Source organism: Yoonia sp. SS1-5, assembly GCF_038443705.2.
GTDB lineage: Bacteria > Pseudomonadota > Alphaproteobacteria > Rhodobacterales > Rhodobacteraceae > Yoonia > Yoonia rhodophyticola.
The window spans coordinates 299,136-318,507 of record NZ_CP151764.2; the positions used below are offsets into that span (position 1 = coordinate 299,136).

At 57.5% G+C, this 19,372-nt stretch carries 17 protein-coding genes and 3 pseudogenes; 11 read left to right on the forward strand and 9 right to left on the reverse strand.

Features of this window, described 5'->3' with window-relative positions; translation table 11 throughout:
* Positions 1-18 precede the first annotated feature (18 nt).
* A complete protein-coding gene (locus AABB31_RS01430; protein ID WP_373634732.1) occupies positions 19-651 on the reverse strand; it encodes a TetR/AcrR family transcriptional regulator in 633 nt (210 codons plus the stop codon).
* Positions 652-720: 69 nt separating this feature from the next.
* Between AABB31_RS01430 and AABB31_RS01435 the strand changes: the two genes are divergently transcribed.
* From AABB31_RS01435 to AABB31_RS01450, 4 genes are all read left to right on the forward strand, one after another.
* Entirely contained in the window at positions 721-1,260 is a 540-nt protein-coding gene (locus AABB31_RS01435) for a peroxiredoxin-like family protein (RefSeq protein ID WP_342074937.1), read from the forward strand.
* A gap of 28 nt (positions 1,261-1,288) precedes the next feature.
* The gene (locus AABB31_RS01440; protein WP_342074936.1) at positions 1,289-1,753 is read left to right on the forward strand and encodes a nuclear transport factor 2 family protein; all 465 of its coding nucleotides are present in this window, start codon (positions 1,289-1,291) and stop codon (positions 1,751-1,753) included.
* Positions 1,754-1,796: 43 nt separating this feature from the next.
* Positions 1,797-2,231, forward strand: coding sequence for a nuclear transport factor 2 family protein (locus AABB31_RS01445; protein ID WP_342074935.1), 435 nt, complete (start codon positions 1,797-1,799; stop codon positions 2,229-2,231).
* A 69-nt stretch (positions 2,232-2,300) separates the two neighbouring features.
* Complete coding sequence (locus AABB31_RS01450) at positions 2,301-2,837, forward strand: cytochrome b (protein WP_342074934.1); 537 nt, start codon at positions 2,301-2,303, stop codon at positions 2,835-2,837.
* 148 nt (positions 2,838-2,985) lie between these two features.
* On the opposite strand, the gene AABB31_RS01455 is transcribed toward AABB31_RS01450, so the two are convergent.
* The 3 genes from AABB31_RS01455 to AABB31_RS01465 all read right to left on the reverse strand — a co-directional run bounded on the left by AABB31_RS01455 (position 2,986) and on the right by AABB31_RS01465 (position 5,379).
* The gene (locus tag AABB31_RS01455; protein ID WP_342074933.1) at positions 2,986-3,699 is read right to left on the reverse strand and encodes an antibiotic biosynthesis monooxygenase; all 714 of its coding nucleotides are present in this window, start codon (positions 3,697-3,699) and stop codon (positions 2,986-2,988) included.
* Positions 3,696-4,295 carry a pyridoxamine 5'-phosphate oxidase family protein gene (locus AABB31_RS01460; RefSeq protein WP_342074932.1) on the reverse strand — a complete coding sequence of 200 codons (600 nt, stop codon included), beginning with the start codon at positions 4,293-4,295 and terminating at the stop codon, positions 3,696-3,698. Before AABB31_RS01460 ends, AABB31_RS01455 begins: the two co-directional genes overlap by 4 nt.
* Positions 4,296-4,362: 67 nt before the next feature.
* Complete coding sequence (locus tag AABB31_RS01465; protein WP_373634733.1) at positions 4,363-5,379, reverse strand: carbon-nitrogen hydrolase family protein; 1,017 nt, start codon at positions 5,377-5,379, stop codon at positions 4,363-4,365.
* A gap of 195 nt (positions 5,380-5,574) precedes the next feature.
* Between AABB31_RS01465 and AABB31_RS01470 the strand changes: the two genes are divergently transcribed.
* Positions 5,575-6,531 carry a helix-turn-helix domain-containing protein gene (locus AABB31_RS01470; protein WP_342074929.1) on the forward strand — a complete coding sequence of 319 codons (957 nt, stop codon included), beginning with the start codon at positions 5,575-5,577 and terminating at the stop codon, positions 6,529-6,531.
* A gap of 64 nt (positions 6,532-6,595) precedes the next feature.
* On the opposite strand, the pseudogene AABB31_RS01475 reads toward AABB31_RS01470, so the two are convergent.
* The 4 genes and pseudogenes from AABB31_RS01475 to AABB31_RS01490 all read right to left on the reverse strand — a co-directional run bounded on the left by AABB31_RS01475 (position 6,596) and on the right by AABB31_RS01490 (position 12,629).
* Positions 6,596-9,805 (reverse strand): annotated as a pseudogene (locus AABB31_RS01475) (reductive dehalogenase).
* A gap of 10 nt (positions 9,806-9,815) precedes the next feature.
* Positions 9,816-11,120 carry a TRAP transporter large permease gene (locus AABB31_RS01480; protein WP_342074928.1) on the reverse strand — a complete coding sequence of 435 codons (1,305 nt, stop codon included), beginning with the start codon at positions 11,118-11,120 and terminating at the stop codon, positions 9,816-9,818.
* On the reverse strand, positions 11,120-11,599 hold the full coding sequence (locus AABB31_RS01485; RefSeq protein ID WP_342074927.1) for a TRAP transporter small permease subunit: 480 nt from the start codon (positions 11,597-11,599) through the stop codon (positions 11,120-11,122). The genes AABB31_RS01480 and AABB31_RS01485 overlap by 1 nt, the downstream gene beginning before the upstream one ends.
* A 52-nt stretch (positions 11,600-11,651) precedes the next feature.
* Entirely contained in the window at positions 11,652-12,629 is a 978-nt protein-coding gene (locus AABB31_RS01490) for a TRAP transporter substrate-binding protein (RefSeq protein WP_373634734.1), read from the reverse strand.
* A gap of 123 nt (positions 12,630-12,752) precedes the next feature.
* On the opposite strand from AABB31_RS01490, the gene AABB31_RS01495 reads away from it, so the two are divergent.
* Positions 12,753-13,202, forward strand: a complete 450-nt coding sequence (locus AABB31_RS01495; protein ID WP_342074926.1) for a MarR family winged helix-turn-helix transcriptional regulator — start codon at positions 12,753-12,755, stop codon at positions 13,200-13,202.
* Between the two features lie 351 nt (positions 13,203-13,553).
* Positions 13,554-14,909 (forward strand): ISNCY family transposase, encoded by a 1,356-nt coding sequence (locus tag AABB31_RS01500; RefSeq protein ID WP_373634735.1) that lies wholly within the window; start codon positions 13,554-13,556, stop codon positions 14,907-14,909.
* On the opposite strand, the gene AABB31_RS01505 is transcribed toward AABB31_RS01500, so the two are convergent.
* Positions 14,820-17,771: a Tn3 family transposase gene (locus tag AABB31_RS01505; RefSeq protein ID WP_342074899.1), complete on the reverse strand. Its 2,952-nt coding sequence runs from the start codon at positions 17,769-17,771 to the stop codon at positions 14,820-14,822. The two genes, AABB31_RS01500 and AABB31_RS01505, sit on opposite strands and share 90 nt — an antisense overlap.
* Before the next feature lie 140 nt (positions 17,772-17,911).
* On the opposite strand from AABB31_RS01505, the gene AABB31_RS01510 reads away from it, so the two are divergent.
* The 4 genes and pseudogenes from AABB31_RS01510 to AABB31_RS01525 all read left to right on the forward strand — a co-directional run bounded on the left by AABB31_RS01510 (position 17,912) and on the right by AABB31_RS01525 (position 19,191).
* Positions 17,912-18,478, forward strand: coding sequence for a recombinase family protein (locus AABB31_RS01510; protein WP_342074900.1), 567 nt, complete (start codon positions 17,912-17,914; stop codon positions 18,476-18,478).
* Between the two features lie 82 nt (positions 18,479-18,560).
* A pseudogene (locus AABB31_RS01515) lies at positions 18,561-18,701 on the forward strand (IS110 family transposase); the annotation flags it as partial.
* Positions 18,682-19,023, forward strand: a pseudogene (locus AABB31_RS01520) (transposase); the annotation flags it as partial. The pseudogenes AABB31_RS01515 and AABB31_RS01520, both read left to right, overlap by 20 nt.
* Positions 19,024-19,038: 15 nt before the next feature.
* The gene (locus tag AABB31_RS01525) at positions 19,039-19,191 is read left to right on the forward strand and encodes a transposase domain-containing protein (protein WP_373634771.1); all 153 of its coding nucleotides are present in this window, start codon (positions 19,039-19,041) and stop codon (positions 19,189-19,191) included.
* Positions 19,192-19,372: the final 181 nt, after the last annotated feature.

The window sequence follows — 19,372 nt, forward strand, 5'->3', positions numbered from 1 at the left end:
TTACTGCAAACAACAAACCTACGCGGTCGCAGTTGGGCACAAAGCTGGTGCCATCACAGCATCAACGCATTTTGAGATATCTGCTGTTAACTCCGCCTGAGAGTATCCCGCACGTGCGCGGAAAACGATGCCTTGGCGAAGGTCGAACAATAGCTTCGCTTGATCGCGGGATGAAAAGGATGCGGGCAAGGTTCCACGTGCTTTCTCCATGTCAAATCGTGCAGCGATGCGGGTATCGGTTGTTTCAATTGCGTCGCGCAAAAGGGTTGCGGTACCGTCAATATGACCAGCGCTGGTGGCGACACATGTCGCTAAAAAGCACCCGCGCGCACCACTTTCATGATGTGTTGAATAGTCAATTGCGGCTTCAAAAAAGGCGCGCACGGCCTTGGCGATGTCGGGTTCCGTCTCCAAAGCCACTAACGGCGCACAGGCATCATTTTGCGCGTAACGCTCAATAGCTTCGAGGTATAACGCATGCTTGTCTCCAAACTCCGCATAGAGAGAAGGGCTGTTGATTCCCATCTCATCGGTCAAGAGTTTCATCGACGCGCCTTCATAGCCTTGTTTCCAGAAAACACCGATTGCTTTGAGCAACGCATCATCTCTATCGAACTTTTTGGGGCGCCCAACTTTTTTTGTGACGGTCATTACAAAACCCTTGATTTCATTTCGAGAGTGGTTTTATAACAATCATAACAAAATCACAAGGAGTCAAACATGCCATCACTCAAACTTTCAGCCGGTGCGGAGTTTCCGAAAGTGGATGTCCACTTTCTAGACGGCTCAACGCGGACGTTAAGCAGCCCAGGTGACGGGTTCGATTGGCAGCTCGTGGTCGTTTATCGCGGCAAACATTGCCCGATGTGCACAAGCTACCTCAAAGAATTGAATGCTCTGCTGCCTGAGTATCATGCACAGGGCATCGACGTCGTCGCGGTTTCCGCCGATCCAGAGGAAAAGGCGCGGGACCAGATGGAACAGGTTACACCCAAGTTTCCGGTTGGCTACGATCTGAGCATCGCACAGATGGAGCGGCTCGGTCTCTATGTTTCGGACCCACGCTCACCTAGTGAAACTGACCGGCCCTTCGCCGAACCTGGTGTTTTTGTCATCAATGCCGATGGCCAGTTGCAATTGATCGATATCTCAAACGCTCCCTTCATTCGGCCTGACCTGAAAACGCTTTTGGGCGGCATCCGTTTCATCCGGAATCCCGAAAACAACTACCCAATTCGCGGCACGCGACATGCTGCATAGGCTCTTACTAGTGGTCTCAGCCATAGCAATGACAGCCATTCCGGCAATCGCTGACGAAGCAAAAGCTACCATCGAGGAGAATTCGAAAATGACAAATGACGACCCAAAGGCCCAAACGGTCCAACAGGCCATTGACGATCTGATACAAACCGCCACGACATATGACGTCGATACGCTCGACCGCATCTATCATGACAGTTTGCATGTCATTATGATCGATGCCGATCATAATCTGAACACTGCAAACAAAGAAGCGTTCAAAGGCTTATTCGCATCAAAGAGAGATGCGGGCGATCCACCAATGAACACTTGGGCCAAGTATCACAGCATCGACGTGAACGGTGATAATGCGCACGTTCTGCTGTCGCGTAAAAACGATCTAAGCGGTGTCAACATGGACCTGACACTCAGCATCGATCTGATCTTTGAAGACGACCGCTGGCAAGTGATCCGCGAAGTCATCTTCCTGCGCCCTGAAGAACAGCCTTCGTAACATCCTCTTATCTCAACGTTCCCCGAACCAAAGGACTCTAGTCATGAAACTCTCTCTCTCTATTGCCGCCCTGCTTTTGTCTGCAACAGTCGCTTTTGGAGACACTGCTAAAGCCAGCCTGACGGCGATCAACGATAGTTTTAACGCTGCCGCTGCCGCGTCAGACGCCGAAGCGCTGATCAACCTATATGCTGAAGACACGTTATGGATTGAGCAAGGCAAACCCGTGAGCCAAGGCTTGAGCGGTCCGCGCCAACTGTTTGAGTTTGTGACTGCGAACGCGGGCAAGGTGACGCATACGATTGACCACCTGTTTGTTGCCGATGACGCGACCTTGGCGGTCATGATCGGATCGGTGGATGCGGTCGTGGAAAGCGCCGGTATGGACGCGACCGGCACCTACCTCTTTGTTCTGCAACCTGACGATGAGGGTTGGGAAATCGTCACGGATATGTGGCACCAGCACGCCCCAGAATAAGGCGCGTGTGATCTGCGGTGCCGGCACCTCCCACCGGCGCCGCAACATCAGTTCTGAAAGGGAAAATCGATGACAACATATAATCTGACATCTCGCCTAAATCACTGGATCGCGGCACCATTGTTCATTGCCATGTTGGGCTTTGGTTTTTATCTGGCCTACGGCGGCGCTCCAATGCCTGAAAAGCTGCCGATGATTGCAAATCACAAAGCTATGGGCGTGCTCTTGCTCGGCTTTGGTCTGTGGCGTGTAGGGTATCGCATCAAACAGGGATTTGCGTTACCCGTCGCGTCACTCCCCTCGTGGCAGGAAGCCGCCTCAAGGGCCAGCCACGTCATTTTGCTTGCAAGCATTCTCTTGATGCCTTTGTCGGGCCTCATCATGGCCTTGTTCTCAGGCTTCCCGACGGATGTGTTTGGTCTGTTTACAATCCCCGCGATTGACAAAGTCGATACCGTTTCGGGTGCTGCGCGCATGGCCCACAAGTACATCGCATATGCGTTTGTCCTAACCCTTGGTGTGCACGTTGCAGCTGCGATAAAACACCACATAATCGACAAGGACGGGACGCTTGTCCGGATGTTGAAGGGCTTACCTACCCCTTAGTCCGTGAAGAGTCACACGGGCTATGGCCGCTTTAGAGATAAGACGCCGGCACGGACAAGTATCGCCGTGATGATATTCTATGGTGGTCTACCCAAGAACAAAAAAGGGACGCGTTACGCCCCTTTTACTTGCTTGACTGGACCAAGATTCAGTTCGTTATTTCGAATCTTCCCGGATTGTGATGCACACGAAAGGTCTCGGCGTTCAAACGACCGGACTGAGTCATTGCTGCCATCCCCGAAACATAGTCCTTGCGGGCAGGATGATCTTCGAGATTGCAGCCGATTTCAGCACGGTCCCGCCACCGTTCGACCACAACAAAATGAGTGGGATCGTTCAGCGAGCGTATTACGCTAGCCCCGGCACAGCTTACATCTGTGAGTAGAGCCTTAACATAGGTCGCTCCAAGGCGAGACGCCTCGTCTGCCGCAGCATTGGGGATTTTTCCCGACAACACAACGGTCGCACTGCCAGACCCAAAGTCGCCGTCCCGATGCAAGACCTCGTAAAATTCCGCCGCGATGGGCGCGGACATGACCGGCATCAACCAACGAAGAAAGGCCATGCGATAGGGACGTTTCAGTTGCGTTTCAAAAAACTCGTCATAGTCTTGCCATTCCTCGTACATCATGTTGTGCAATGGATCCTGCAGGGACTGGTTGGCGTCCAGAACCAAACAGGTGGGTTCCTCAACCGCTATGTCTGTAATGGTGCCAAAGATCGGCTCAAGCTGGTCGGCTTTCTCGGGTTTGAACCAGGTGTGGGCCAGAACGCCGAGGCGCTTTCCATTCAATTCTGGTCGGGCCGTATGGGAAAGCCAGTCTTCAGGATGTGGGGTTGTGCCGAAGGCAATCTGGCTCATTCGGACCCCTCCAAGGCTTCCTTGATGCCTGGTTTCATTTTCCATCCTGGGACCGGCTGTTCCTCACCCTCTTGCGGGATATGCGCAGACTCTTCTACCAACGTCATTTCCGGGATGTAGCGAGGGCAATTGAGGTAGATATAGCTGGTCTCAACTTCGACAATCCGCTTGGCACCGGCAAGTTCGGACTTTAGCGGATGATCGTCATGCACGGTCGCCTTACCATTGATCCGCACGCGCAGATAGCGATTGCCCTCTTCGTTGTCGAACCGCAGGAACAGCAGGCCGACGTTGGGATTGTCGGTAATATTGCCCAGTGATTTGTACATCCGGTTGCCGTCATAGTCGGGGAACACCAGCGTGTTCGGCCCGGTGATGCGGATGAACCCCTTGGGCCCACCCTTGAACGAACAATCGGTGTTTTCGCCAGATGAAGTTGCGAGGAAAAAATATGTCGCACTTTCGATAAAGTCGCGGTAGCCGAACTGGTCATCATCAAAGCTGCTGACGCAGGTGGCCTTCTGGATGAGATCGGCCACACCACGGGCCTTGTAGCGGTCCTGCAGCGCGCGGCTGCCTTTGCCATACATGTCCATTGAGATGTCTCCTTTGACTGAAGAAAAAAGCGCGCCAGAGGAGGGGCGCGCAGGAGGGGAGGTTAACCTAGTCCACCAGTTCTTCGGCGGGGGAGTAGCCTTTGGCGGCGACATCGCCTGTGCCGCTCGTGGCCTCTCCAAACCCGATAACGGGTCGGCGCGGGTTCTTGTTGTGCATCAGCGCCAACGCGTCAGCCCGGGCATAATGACCCGCGGGGTCGGCCGCCGTCTTGGAGTGTGAGATCAAGCCAAGATCAATGTCGGCAACCACAAGGCCTTCTGCGTCGTGGGCCAGGTTCTCTCCGAACTCTGCGCCGTTGGGCCCGAAGATGCGCGAATACCCTCCGCCGACTTCAACGAACTTTTCGTGCATCTCGTTCTTGACCAACAGATCATAGATGGGCTGGTCGATGACAGAGCAGGCAGCAAGCACGAAGCACTGACCCTCGACACCGTAGATCTGGTTGACGTTGATCGACACCTCGGGGCTGAATGCCTTCGACAGCTTGGCATAGAGGCTGAATGCAGGCCATGCCGCGCAGTGGATTTCCTCGTCCTGGCTAAACATCGCGTATTTGGACAGGGGCTGCAGGTTTTCCCAGCAGCACAACGCGCCGATGTTGCCCAGCTCTGTTTTGTTGACGAACATGTCTGATCCATCCCCTTCACCAAAGACAGAGCGTTCCACATGGGTTGGCTTCAGCTTGCGGCGGCGCGAAATGACCTGACCCTCGGGGCCGTAATGCCACTGCGCCATGTAAAGGCTGCCGCCCTCACGCTCGGACACACCGATCACCACGTGGATGTTGTTGCGCCGACAGGCCGCGCGCAGCTTCATGTCCTGTTCGGACCCTGCAACAATCGCATTCTGGAAATAAGGTGCTGCGAACTGCATGTTGATGGCAGGGGGGTTGAACCAGATCCACCAAGGATACCCCGGCAGCCAGGTTTCAGGGAAGTTCAGCAATTGCACACCTTGCTTGCCGGCCTCGTCGATCAGCCCAATGGCCTTTTCGACGCCGGCGTCCAAATCTAGCAGCACAGGCGCGGCCTGAACAACACCTACTTTTACGATTTTACCCAAGGGGCCCGGTCCGGCCATATCAAATCCTCCCGCGGATTAGGTCAAAGTTATTGCACCACTGTGAAAGTGAACGGCTCGGGATGCTTGCGATTTCGGGACGAAAAACTTGCGCTTTCGGGACAAAACTAGTTAACTATGGAAATTATTTCACTGCGACATGCATTATGCGCAAAGTTGGGCCAAAGAGGTGCAGATATGGGAACGGTTTATGCGACGGATCATCTGAACGCTGAACATCGATTCGAATTCTGGCGCGACGTGATTTGCGATGCCTATTTGCCGATCCATTGCGAAACCCCGGACGCTGCGCGTTTTTGCGGGCACATCGAATTGGACCGCCTGTCCAAGCTGGACATCTCGCGCGTTACGGGCAGCCCGCAGCGTATTACCCGGGGCAGGGAACACATTGCGCGCAACTCGGACGCGTTTTTCATGCTCAGCGTGCAATTGTCGGATATGTGCCGTCTGTCTCAGGCGGGACGCAGCACGGTCCTGCATGAGGGCGATTTTGCGCTTTATGCCACGTCGGAACCCTATGAACTGCACTGCCGCGCAGATGTGGACCAATTGGTGCTGCAAATCCCCACCAACGCGCTTTTGGCCCGTGTCCCGCAGGCTGAAATGCTGACTGGGCAGGGGGTCAGCGCCAGTACTGAGATTGGACGTTTGGTGTCTGATCAGCTGCGTCAGTGTGCTGCCAGCGTTGTCGGGCAAAGCGCTTTGGTCCAACAGCACATGCAAGACATGATCATTGATCTGGTCGCCGCGGGCTTTTCCACATTGATCGATGCCCAGGTGGAGCTGAGCCGCCCGGATCAATTGTTGTTGGCGCGGGCCAAGGCTGCGATCAGGGACAATCTGCAGAACGAAATGCTGACGCCGGATTTTGTGGCCCAAACGGTCGGGATGTCACAACGCAATTTGGCCCGTGTTTTCCAGCGCGACGGCAATACGATTGCCGCCCTGATCCGCCAATCGAGAATGGAGGCGATTGCCGCCGATCTGGTTGATCCCCGGCTTGTGTCCCACTCCATCTCGCAGATCGCTTGCAAATGGGGGATCACGAATTTTCAGCACTTTTCAAAAGCATTCAAAGATGCCTTTGGCCTGACCCCTCGCGCCTACCGCGCGACGAAACGGACATTGCAGTAATCTGGTGGCCCGCGTGGACATGGTGCCAATGGCACCGCCTGCAACGGTGTCCCCGTGCAGATCGCTAAAGATCAACTTCCAAGACACCGTCTTTTTGGGCCGCGCGCGACTGGCAAAGGATCACTGCACCTTCGCGCTGCGCCTTTGACAACACGAAATCGCGATGCTCCACCTCGCCGGACACCAGCCCGCATTTGCAGACCCCGCAAATCCCATCCGCACATTTCACATCTATTGAGATCCCATTTTCCAACAGGACATCCGTTGCTGTCCTGTCGGCCGGAATGGCAAAGGACTTCCCCGACTTGGCCAGCTTCAGGGTGAAGTCATGGTTCTCGTAATCAGGCTGTTCGGGCACCGAGAAGTATTCCAGATGACGCGCCTCCTCCGGGTAGCCTGCGCGCTCCGCCGCGTCGAGCACGGCGGTCATGTAGCGATCAGCGCCACAGGTATAAACGTGCCAGCCGTCGCGGTAGCCTGCCAGTAACCGGTCCATATCCGCGCGGCTGCCGTCCTCGGTGATGTGCAAGTGGATCCGGTTCGCCCAAGGAAAGCTCTCGATGTCGCGCAACAGTCCCATTGTTTGGCGCGACCGGCCCGAATAGTGCAGCTCAAACTCACGCCCTTGCGCGTGCAACTCATGGGCCATGGCAATCATCGGCGTAATGCCGATCCCGCCCCCCATGAGGATGGATTTTGTCGCATCCGGGTCCAGCGGGAAATGATTGATCGGATGGGAGATGAAAATCCGCCGCCCCTCGTTGAAGATGCGGTGCAACAGCTGCGAGCCGCCGCGACCCTCGTCTTCGCGCAGCACGGCAATCTGGTATTTTGAGCGGTCCGCCGGGTCGCCGGACATGGAGTACTGGCGCAGAAATTCGGGGGCCACGACAATGTCCAGATGAGCGCCTGCCGTCCACGCTGGCAACTGGCCGCCGTCAATCGGCGTGAACTCATATTTCATCACACCTTCGGCGGTCTGTTCTGCGCAGGTGATCTGGACCTGAATGACCGGGCTTTCGCCCTCGGCGGTGTAGATATGCACGCCACTTTCGTCCCCGCGCGCCAACCGGGCCTTGTATTCCTCGGCGGTAATCATGGCCTGATATGCCTCGATCCCGGCCTCACGGTCCATCGCAAACGGGTATGGGTAGGGATGCGGGGCCAATGGCGCCGGGTAGACGGCCAATGTCTGATCTTCGTATTTCAGATCGAGATCTTTTTGCAGCGCCCGCGTGTTCAGCGGTTGTTTGGTCCGGCGGTAGCCGCCATCCTCCTCGATCTCCAGATCCCACCACCATTTCTTGACCGGGTTCAGCGTGCCGTTTTCCATCGCGTCATCCAGCTTTGCCAGCGCCGGGGCCAGTTGCGGGATATTCATCGCAGCCCACCGGAAAGGCTTTTCCTTGAAAATGCCTTCGAGGTTCCACGGGCAGGTTTTCATGCATCGTCCGCACATCGCGCCGCCCGGTGTGGTGATGCGGTAGGTCGCGCATTTCTGGCTGTCGGATTTCCAGATCTCGTAGCCGTTGAACATCAGCTTCGGTCCGGCGGTGATCGCACCGGACGGACACTCGCGCGCGCATTTGTTGCAAGCCTCGCAGAATTTCTGCAGGCCAAAATCAATCGGCTTGTCATGGGCCATGGGCAGGTCTGTCGTGACTGTGCCGGATTTCAGGCGCGGGCCAAGATAGGGGTTGAGGATCACCTCGCCGATGCGGCTGACTTCGCCCAGACCCGATAGCAACAGCAGCGGCGGCTGCAGAACCTCGCCGTCCATGACCGTGTGCGCCTTGGCCTTGTAGCCGAGGTTGCGGATTTGCTTGGCAATCACACCGCCCAGAAGGGAAAACCGCAGATAGGCGCGCATACTTTGTGCCACGGCGATCCAGTCATCGCCCTAGGAGCCCTCCATCGTCTCGTAGCCCTGATCAATGATCATGTTGATCGCCTGATCATGGGGCGGATCAATCACCTCGCCACGGGCATCATGGCTGTACCATGTCCACTCAGGGCAGCGCGAAATGCCCACGGCATCGATACCCAGCCAATAGCTCGTGGCTTTGACGAGGTTCGCGGCCTCCTGCGGGTCAAGCTGCACCTTTTGCGGCGCGGGCGCTCCGTCCTGCAGCAATACGAACGCGCCAAGCGCGCGGCGCTGCGCCATTGAGGGTGCGGCCTGCCTCACGTAGTGCCCGCCCTTGGCCCCGTCCTGCACCTTCTTGCCCATGTCGCCAAACTGCGCACGCGCGAACATGTCTGCGCGTTTGGGCACACGCGCGACGCGCGGCTCGTCAATGTAGGTTGTGGGTATGTCCACGCGTTTTAGGTTTTCAAAAGGGTGCGCCCCGTCGACGAACCGCCGCTTGGCATAGGGCAGGGCGTTCATCGCGTTCTTGGCCGAGGCGGTGCCGACCCGCCAGCCCGCGCCAAAGGCTGATCTGGGCTGTTCCACCATGGGCGCAAGTGGCAGATCGGGGGCAATGTCGAACGTGGTGGTCACGGCCCCCAGCGAAAAGCGCGTGCCAATATAGGGATGGCTCAGCGCGCCGTTCTCGACCGTTGCCAACCCGGCCGCTACAGCAAGCTTGCCAAGATCAACATCCGAGCTTGAGACCGTGTGGCCGCGAGAGTCGTAGCCAAGCAACCGCAAGTAGTTGGCCAGAACCACGGCAGTTTCAGCCGCCAGAAGTCCGGCGCGGTGGTCTTGGGCGTTTTGAATCCACGCGCCACCGACTTCGCCCGGGTCGGGCATGCGGGGGTTCTCGTAGAGAAACACCAGCGCGTGGGTGTGGCCGTCGATGCTGGAAGCCGGTGCCTCCATCGACTCCTTGAGATCGGCCATGATCATGTCGATGCCAGAGGCCAGCGTCTTGGTCTGACGAGTTTTCAGATCATGCGCCAGACGGTCCACGTCCGGGTTGGCAAAGGGCGCGGCCAACAGCGCCTCGGCTGGAAGTTTGCACACGCCGACCACGGCGGCATCCGCGAAATACCCGAAGGCTTTGAGATGATCGGCGCGGTCCCGCGGGTCGTTGGGTGTCTCGGCGACCGCCTTGTTGATCAGCCCATCGCGGATCGCATCCAGCATCGCTTGATGCTCACGCATTGCGTTGATGATCGAGCGCGGATCCTCGGGGCGGTCAAACACCAGCTGCTGCATGGGCGGCACGTCCGACAGATCTGCAGCACCTCCCAGACGCGCCAGCCGCTCGTTGGGGTAAGGGCCTAGATGAACCGGGCGGTCTTTATCGGAGAAAAAGCGCATGGTCATAGCGAGAGCCTCAGTTGAACATGGTGTTGGGAAGAAGCAACGCGACGTCCGGGACAAGCAGAATGACGATGATCGCGGCCAGCATGGCGAACCAGAACGGCCAGATGCCCCGGAAAATTGTCGCCATCGGCACGTCGCGCGCGATGCTTTTGACGATGAAAACGTTCACACCGACGGGAGGTGAGATCAGACCCATCTCCAGTGCTATCACGGCCAGCACGCCAAACAGGATCAGGTCAACGCCCAGAGGCTCAAGGATCGGCTGAACCACCGGGATCGACAGCACAAGCATGGCGAACCCGTCCAAAAACATGCCCAGAATGATGAACATGATCAGAAAGGCGATCATGACCTGCGTTCCGGTGAACCCCTGTGCCTCGACCCATGAGGACAGCACAAAAGTCACCGAGGTAAAGCCAATGAAGGTCTTGAACACAAAGGCCCCGAACAGGATCAGGTAGACCGAGCCCGTGGCACGCAATGTCGAGTCGAAGACGGTTCTTGTGTTCTCCCAGCTCAGTTTTCCGCGCAGCATGGTGACCACGAGCGTAAGCGCGGCTCCAATTCCGGCGGCCTCGACCGCGGAGAAGACGCCACTGTAGATACCGCCGACTGTCAGGACGATGATACCGATCATGACGCTGGCGCGCCCAAGGGAATTCCATTTCTCGGCGCTTGTGACCTCGGAGGACATGGCGGGGGCCTTGGATGGATCAAGTTTTACCACGATCCAGATGGCGATGATGAAGAACAGCGTCAGCATCAGGCCGGGAATGACACCAGCCATGAACAGGCGCCCGATGCTCTCCTCGGTCAGGATGGCGTAGGCCACAAAGCCCGCAGAGGGCGGGATCAGGATGCCCAACGTACCGCCCGCCGCGATGGCTCCGGTGGCCAGCCCGTCGTGATAGCCAAAACGTTTCATCTCGGGCAGCGACACGCGGCCCATGGTCATGGCTGACGCAAGAGACGAGCCCGACAGCGCAGAAAATCCAGCGCAGCCCACGACCGCTGCAGAGGCAAGACCTCCGCGAAAGTGTCCAAGCCAGTTATGGGCCCCCGTATAGAGGTCCCGGCTGAGACCCGCGACCCCGGCCAGATTTCCCATCAGCACGAAGAGCGGAATGATGGTCAGCGGATAGTTGGACGCTTCGCTGAAAATCTCGCGCGCCAGTGTAGGCAGCGCAGCGGGCGGGCGGATCATCCAGATGCCTAGCGTGCCTACGATCAGCATCGCAATCCCGACAGGCGTGCGGATGTACAAAAGGAACAGCAGGACCGCGAAGCCCAGTGTAGCGAGTGTCGCGAGGTCCATTATTCGATCGCCTCGTTGGGGTCCTCGCCCTGCCAGCTGGACAGGCCCGCGATCAGTTGCACCAGAAGGTAGACTGCGTAAAAGCCAAGTGCGGCGGCGAGCACGTAGTAAAACGGCGTGTGCACGATATTGAGGTTGCTGGTGATGTTGCCACAGGCCAAACCGCAGCCGCCCTTTTTGATCAGCGCGGCGCTGGCGAGAGCAAGGATCACCGCGCCCGAGCCACGCGCGATTACATCGGTGAGGCGGCGCACTGGTCGGCCGAAATGCTTCGGCATCATGTTCACGGTGACGTGGCTGTTTTGCGTTGCTGCATAGGCCACGGCGCAAGCCGCGACGACAGTGGCTGTCATGGAGGACAGGTCCTGCAATCCAAAGATCGGATCGCGCAGCACGTAGCGCCAGAAGACGCCGACGGCCGTCAGGATGACCAGAAAAATTACCCCCAATGCGCCCGCCCCGAAAAACAGACGGGCCACCGGTCCAATCCTCGTTGCGAGGGTGGTCTGCCAACGTCGTCGCGGCCCATCGTCAGGAGCCTTGCATCAGAGACAGGATGTCTCCGGCGGTCTTGTCTCCGGCAGGGGCGGCCAGAACGGCGGGCATGACGCTGTCCACGAGGTCCTGCATCTTGGCGCGCTCTGCGTCACCGATGTCGATGATCTCCAGCCCGCTCTTCTCCGCCAGTTCCATGCCCTTTTGCGAGATTCTGGCGTAAACCGCCCCGGCGCCTTCGGACAGATCAGAGGCGGCAACCCGGTCAACCGCAGCCTTTTCGTCATCGCTCAGCGCGTTGTAGCTGGCTTGCGACATGGCCACGACAAAGGACGCGGCGCCGCCGGGGATGTCGGTGGTGATGTACTTGCCGGCCTCGTTCATTTTGAACGATCCGATTCCTGCGGGGTCAATCATCACGCCGTCGACCACGCCATTGGCGAGCGCCTGATTGATCTCGCTCACGGGCATCGCAACGGGCGAGGCGCCCAGAGCCTCGATGAATGGAATGTTGGTGGGGTCCGCAACGCGGATCGTCATGCCCTTGAGGTCAGCAACTCTGCGCACTGGCGCATCCCGCGTGATCAGAACGGGCGGGGAATTTGCCCACATGCCGATGATCTTGGCATTGTATTCACTCTCCAGTTCGTCGCGGGCTCGGGTGATGGCCGAAGTGCAGGCCACCGCGTCTGCGCAGATACCGGGCAGGCCGATCACGGCGGTCTTGGGAAACAGCTTGTTGGTAAAGCTCGGCAGCATGAACGCCATGTCCGCAACACCATCGAGCAGCAGGGCATATTGTTTGGGCGGGCTCTGGTTGAGTGCGCCACCGGGGAACTGGCGCACGGTCAATGCGCCGCCGCTTTCTGCTTGCAGCATCTCACCCATCGGTTGGAAATAGCCGCCATTCATCGGATGCTTGGGTCCCATAAAGTAGGCCAGCGAGAGCTCTCCTGCGCTGACCTGACCCGAAAGTGCCGCCCCCACAAGGGCTCCCAAAACCGTAAATTTCATTGTTCTCTCCTGTCGGTTCGATTTCTTTCAGTAATAGTTGTCATTTTTGTCACTACTGTTGGCGCTGAAACGCGAGCTGCATAGGCAAGAAAATTGGCAGACAAAAAGAAAGACTATGGAACAATGCCAAAGGATTATCATCTGCATGACCGGCTTGGATTCAAGCTGACACGCCTATCCAGGTTGATGCAGGGGCGGCTAGAGGCTGGCCTTGCAGAGCACGATCTAACTCGTTTGAAGTGGTGCATTTTGTCCGGAGTGGGCATTGAAGGGCACAATGCGCCCTCAGAACTTGCCGATCATATCGGAATCACCCGGCCTGCAATTTCCCGGTTGCTCAAGGCAATGATCAAGGATGGCCTGATTGAGCGCAGCCTTGTCGAAGACGACGGCCGGTCGCGCCAGATTTCAGTGACTGCGCTTGGTAGCAAAAAGCTTGATGCGTGCTGGCCCATGGTTGAGGCTAATCAGGAACACTTCTTAAACAAGCTGTCAGAGGCGCAAAAGGATGCTCTAAACGATGCCTTGCGGGACATGATCGCTGGAGAGGCCGATATGCTTGAAGATCTTTAGCAAAAGAATCCAGTCAAGAACACAGTTTATTAACATAAGTATCCCTCTGCGTAGTTTGGGCGCCGTCTAGCTGTTCATCAAAGAGGCTCGATGCCGGAATTGTTCGCAGTTATGCGTTGGAACCTTCGATCAACATCCTAACCTAAAGGAGGATCGGATGGATTTGCCCCATGGTTCTACTTGGTAGCAGATCTTGCTGATCAAACCGTGTGCAGATAGATATTGGTACGACAACATACTTAACATAAAACGCATTACGCGCTCAAATTTGTACGCGCAAAGCGATAATGTCACCCCTGAGCAAAGCAGAAGTGTCACTCTCCTCGCAAAACGATGTGAGGATGAGCGGACATGGGATGGGTGATGATGAGCGAGCGCGAGTTGAAGCGCGTGGAGGTTTTGGCGCAGCTCGATGATGGCCGACTGACGGTTGACAATGCGGCGAAGATGCTATGCCTGACACGACGGCAGATTTTTCGGCTATTGAAGCGGTATCGTCAGGATGGCGCTTCGGCGATCCGACACAAATCGCGCGGACAAGCGCCGAACAACAAGTTTCACAAAGCCAAGCGCGACTTTGCTCTGATCCTCATCAAAGAACAGTATCCAGATTTTGGCCCGACACTGGCGGCTGAGATGTTGGCCGCGCATCACGGGTTCACAATCTCACGTGAGACACTGCGCAAATGGATGGTTGAAGATGGCCTTTGGCTCTCCCGCAAGCAGCGCCGACAGTTCCACCAGCCGCGTCTACGCCGGGAATGCTTTGGCGAGTTGATCCAGATCGACGGGTCAGACCATCGATGGTTTGAGGATCGTGCTGGTCCGTGCACCCTGCTCGTCTTCATCGATGATGCGACCAGCACCTTGATGGAACTGCGGTTCGTGAAGTCGGAGAGCACGTTCAGCTATTTCGAAGCCCTAGAAAGCTATCTCGTCAAACATGGCCGCCCGGTCGCGTTCTATTCGGACAAACACACCGTGTTCCGCGTGGCCAAGGACGACGCCAAGGGTGGCGCGCGGATCACTCAGTTTGGGCGTGCGCTGAGCGAGCTAAACGTCGAGATTCTCTGCGCCAATTCGAGCCAGGCCAAGGGGCGCGTTGAGCGTGCCAACCGGACCTTGCAAGATCGGCTAGTGAAGGAACTACGCCTTGCAGATATCTCTGACATGGAGGCCGGAAACGCCTATTTGCAAGACTTCAAAGAGCGTCACAACGCCAAGTTCGCCAAAGCACCGGCCAAACCGGACAACCTGCACCGTGCGCTCAATGTCGAGCCGGATCGGCTGGCCGATGTCCTGTGTTGGCGGGAGAACCGCTATGTCGGCAAGCAGCTGACATTCTCTTATGAACGCAAGCGGATCATGCTCGAAGAGAGCGATGTGACACGCGGGTTGGTTGGCAAATACGTGGACACATACGCCTTTGTGGATGGCCGGTTCGAAGTGCGCTCAAAAGGCCGCTCCCTGCCCTACAAAATCTTCGACATGGATCAGCGTGTGACGCACGCGGCCATCACGGACAACAAGCGCCTCGGTGCGGTTCTGGAACATATAGGCCCCATCGGAAGGTTTGTTCGTAGAACCACGCTAAGGAAGAACTTCCAGCGAACACAATCAGGTTCCCCAGTCTCTGGCTGGCCTGATGTTCAGTGGCCGCGCAATTTTGCGGTCGGCGGCCCCGGAATGCCAATCGAAGTCGCCTGATAGGATGACGTGCTCCCATCCGAGCGGCGAGGTATGCGCAAGCAGCTTGGCGTCATAGAGGGGGCTGTTCTGCGCGAGGTGGTTGGCGGCCTTGCCCATGTAAATCGTGTTCCAAAATGTGATGGCGGCGATGACGAGGTTGAGCGCCATGGCCCGTTTTTGTTGGGCCGCGTCAGAGCGGTCATGAATGCGCCCTTGGGCGTGGGCAAAGACGGCCCTGGCCAATGAGTGGCGCGCTTCTCCTTTGTTCAGGCCAGCGTGGCATTCCATGCGTAGGTCGGCGCTCTCGATCCAGTCGAGCATGAAGAGTGTGCGCTCGATCCGGCCGATTTCACCCAGGGCGAGATATAGCCGGTTTTGCTGGCGGTACGCCCCAAGCTTGCGCAGGATTTCAGACGGTTTGAGAGACTTGTCGCGGATGCTGGCCGCGAGCCGCATGATATCGCCCCAATGCTGCCGGATCACCTCTTCGTTGATTGGCCTCCCAATGAGGGAGGACAGAGTGGGCCACGCCTTCGCGCTCCCGAAGCATGCCAGCCGCCGGTCAGGAAAGTCGCGCAGGCGCGGGGCAAAGGTCATCCCCAAGAGATGGAACAGGGCGAAGACGTGGTCCGACACGCCGCCGGTATCTGTGTAATGTACAAGTGGGTCGAAGCTGGCCGGGTTGGTCAGGAGGCCATCAAGCACGAAAGGGGCTTCGCCTGCCGTTGCCCCGATGACGCTGGAATGGAAGGATCCGTACTGGCCCGACAGGAAGGAATAGAGTTTCAGGCCGGGATCAGGCCCGTATTTCGCGTTGATGAGCCCGCTGCCGCGATTGGCAGCAAAGAACTGGCCGTCCGATGAGCTGTGCTCCGCCGCACCCCAGTGCTGCGCGAAGGGCAAACCATGATGGGCGTCGACGATACGCCCCAAGGCATCCGCGAATGTCTCCGGCCGAAGATACCATGTCTGCGCCCAAGTCAGCTGCGCGTGGCTGACACGCGATGAGGCATGGGCCATCCGCTCCAGGCCGAGATTGGTGGCCCCGGCCAGGATCGTGGCCAGAACGGCGGCAGGTTCATCGTGCTGCTTGCCAGACCGCAGGTCAGTGAAGGCATCAAGGAACCCGGTCTGCGCGTTTACCTCCCAGAGCAACTCCGTGATGCGGATGCGGGGCATCACGGCATCAATCGCCCGTTCCAGTCGCACGGCGGCGGGCGGTGTGACCGCGTCATGCGGCGTAATCTTCAATCGCCCGCGCTCAATTCGGACACCAGAGAGCGCCTTGCGCTTCAGGACGCGCTCTACTTGGTCAAAACGTTTCTCAATCGTCACTCGCCGATCAGACAACCATGCTTCCGGATCTGTCTCGAAGCCCGCATTCCGCATAATGGTTTCAGCCTTGTCCCGGGGCTTCAGGTAGCTGTCGAACCGGCGATACTCACGGCTTCCGTCGACCCAGATATCCCCGGCGCGCAGGCGCTCGCGCAAGGTGGACACAACGGCGGTCTCGTACACACGCCGTTGTGGCTGACCATCCTGGACGATCAGCGACGACCAATGTTTGGCCGCGAAGGGCATGGGCGGATCATCGGGCAACTTGCGTTTACCTGTGCGGTTCTGTTCGCGCAGCAAGGCGATTGCGTCCTTGAGGTCATCCCCCGCATCGGTGGCCTTGAACTCGAAAGCCTCAAGGAATGCAGGGGCAAACTTGCGCATATAGGCGTAGCGCTCAGCCGCCAGAGCGAGCGGGTCACTCGTTGCCAGCTCTCCGAAACCAGCGATTTCGTCACGCTTGCCCAAGAGAGTTTCCCATCCGACATCAGCATCCAACGCAGCAAAGGGATCTTGCCCCAGATCTTGTGCGCGGGCCATGGCATCAATGGACGCGCCAAAGAGCTGCATCAGCTTGCCAACCCGGGTTTTTCCCATGCGCCAGACCTCCTCTTGGCGATTGCGGGAACGTGAGAAGAGCTGGCCTGTCAGTCGCTCGAACATGGCGATGGTCGCGTCGGTGATCGTGATGGATAAATCCGCCATCTGCGCCGCGAGCGTTGCAATCCGCCGTCGTTCGCCAAAATCGTTCAGCAAGCTCACAGGGGCCACAGCGCCCTCGCGCGCGAACTTGAGCAGCCGGTCGGGGTGGAGGCCGTGCCCAAGGTTTGGCGGTAAATTCAGCGATCGCAGATAGTTCAAGCGATCCAGAAGCGCGGTCATGCTGGCCGGACTGGTCGAATACGGATAGCCCCGCAACCACGTGAGACGCGTTTGCCCAACCGATGGATCATTGACCAAAAGCGCCTGCAACTGGACACGTTGCTCCGGTGAGAGAGCATCAAACAGCGCGGCGGCAGCCTCGCGCCGGGCGCGGGCCCGCCCTTTCAGCGCAAGGCGCTCGAGCGTATCCACGCTCGGCAACACCAGATGCTGCTTGCGCAGCTCCCCGACCAGCGTCTCAACAATCTTCACGCCGTGATCCGTCGCGAAGGCCGCCCTCGTGGCGACATCCTCCGCTTGCTGGACATGTTCAGGTCCGAAAGGGGCAAGCCCCAAGTGGCGCATCGCGACGGCATGATGTTCGTGCCGCGTATTCCGCCTGATGGCATATTCGTCGAGAGTACAAGCCTCCACCTGAAGTTGTTCAGCAAGCCAAGTGATCAGTTCCGCTGGCGGCATGATGCCGTCGCTCCACCCGAAGCCCGGGTAGCGCAGCAGACAAATATGCACCGCGACACCAAGGAGGTTTTCGGCGCGACGTCGAGTGCGGATCAGGTCAATGTCGTCCCCGCTCAGCAGATAATGGCGGATCAAAGCATCAGGATCTGTCGGCACCTCGAAGAGGTCTGCATGCGCGCGGGAAGAAAGTAGTCGGCGGGCCATAAGGTGTCCTCAAAACGTAGTTGCACGTTTGAAGACCTCGAATATTATGGAGACCAATAAAAAGACATATTTTCCACGCCAATTCAGGATCACATCGATGACGTGAAGTCAGGCCACAAAACGGCCGTTTTGGCGACACCATGACACGCACTGGCGACATCCTCGGATACGCAAGAGTCTCCACCGCCGACCAAGACCTGTCCGGCCAAAAAGACCGGTTGCTACAACACGGCGCTATTCGCGTGTTCGAGGACGTGATCTCCGGCAAGACGTTCAACCGACCTGGGCTAACAGAACTGCTTGATCAGGCGCGCCCCAACGACACCCTCGCCGTTATCCGCCTTGATCGTTTGGGACGCTCGCTCAAGGAGCTGCTGGAAACCGTCGATGACCTGAAGGCCAGAGAGATCAACCTGATCAGCCTTGAAGAGCGGATCGACACGACATCTGCCGCTGGCGAACTCGTATTCCACGTGTTCGGGGCCATCGCGCATTTCGAGCGCCGCCTGATCTCAGAGCGCACCAAAGATGGCCTGATCAACGCCCGAAAGCATGGTCGCAACCCTGGGCGCCCACCATTGCAACCCGAGACAATCTCAGCCCTCCAGGATCTCGTCAGCGCAGGACAATCCGTCGCCCAGGCCGCAAAACACCTCGGCATAGGCAGATCAACAGCTTACAAGGTGATCAGAAACGCTACACCATAAGCCATGTTCAGTTTTCGTTCCCCCTTAGCGTGGTTCTACGAAGAAACCTTCCGATGGGGCCTGCTAGGAAAGGAGCCACCCAATGACAGTAAAGACCGTAGGCCTGGATTTGGCCAAGGATGTTTTTCAAGTACACGGCATTTCGGAGAACGGCCGCGTTATCTTCAACAAGGCGATCAAACGCGCGAAGCTGCTGGCGTTTTTTGAGACGCTGCCACCGTGCACGCGCCCTCAACCAAGGTCTCGGCGACGATCCGCGCCTTCACATCGCGCGGCCAACGTGGACACCTACGTCGATCAGACACGTCATCCGTGAGAAACTCATCGGATATCTCCATAGAGAAACTCCCTCGCAAAAATACAAGGGCCGGAATCGCAGATCAAAAACTCAAACGGAAGGTCGGGTCAAAACACCGCTTACACTTAAATCACTCTCCAAGACGCCGTTAGGTCGGGTTCGTCGGACGCTCACTAACAACACAGCCGAGAGCGCCGTCAAACCGGTCGCCATCGGCCGGAAGAACTGGATGTTCGCAGGTTCAGAAGGCGGAGGCAAAGCCATGACTATCGCATTCACCCTGATCGAAACCGCCAAACTCAACAACGTCGATTCCCAAGCATGGCTCACATGGGTTCTTGCCAAGATCGCTGATCACAAGATCACACGCCTCGACGAGCTCCTACCTTGGCGTTACGCTGCTCAAGCAGCGTAACAGCATCCGCGCTGGCTCAACAGGGCGGGTTCATCGGACGGGCACTCATCACGTGCAACGTCGCGATCATCTTCTATGGCTTCATGCGCCCGCTGATACGCTGCCATAAACGTAAATTCGCCAATAACTGAGGGTGGTTCACTTTTAACCATATGTCTTTATTGCATTTTTCCAAATAATG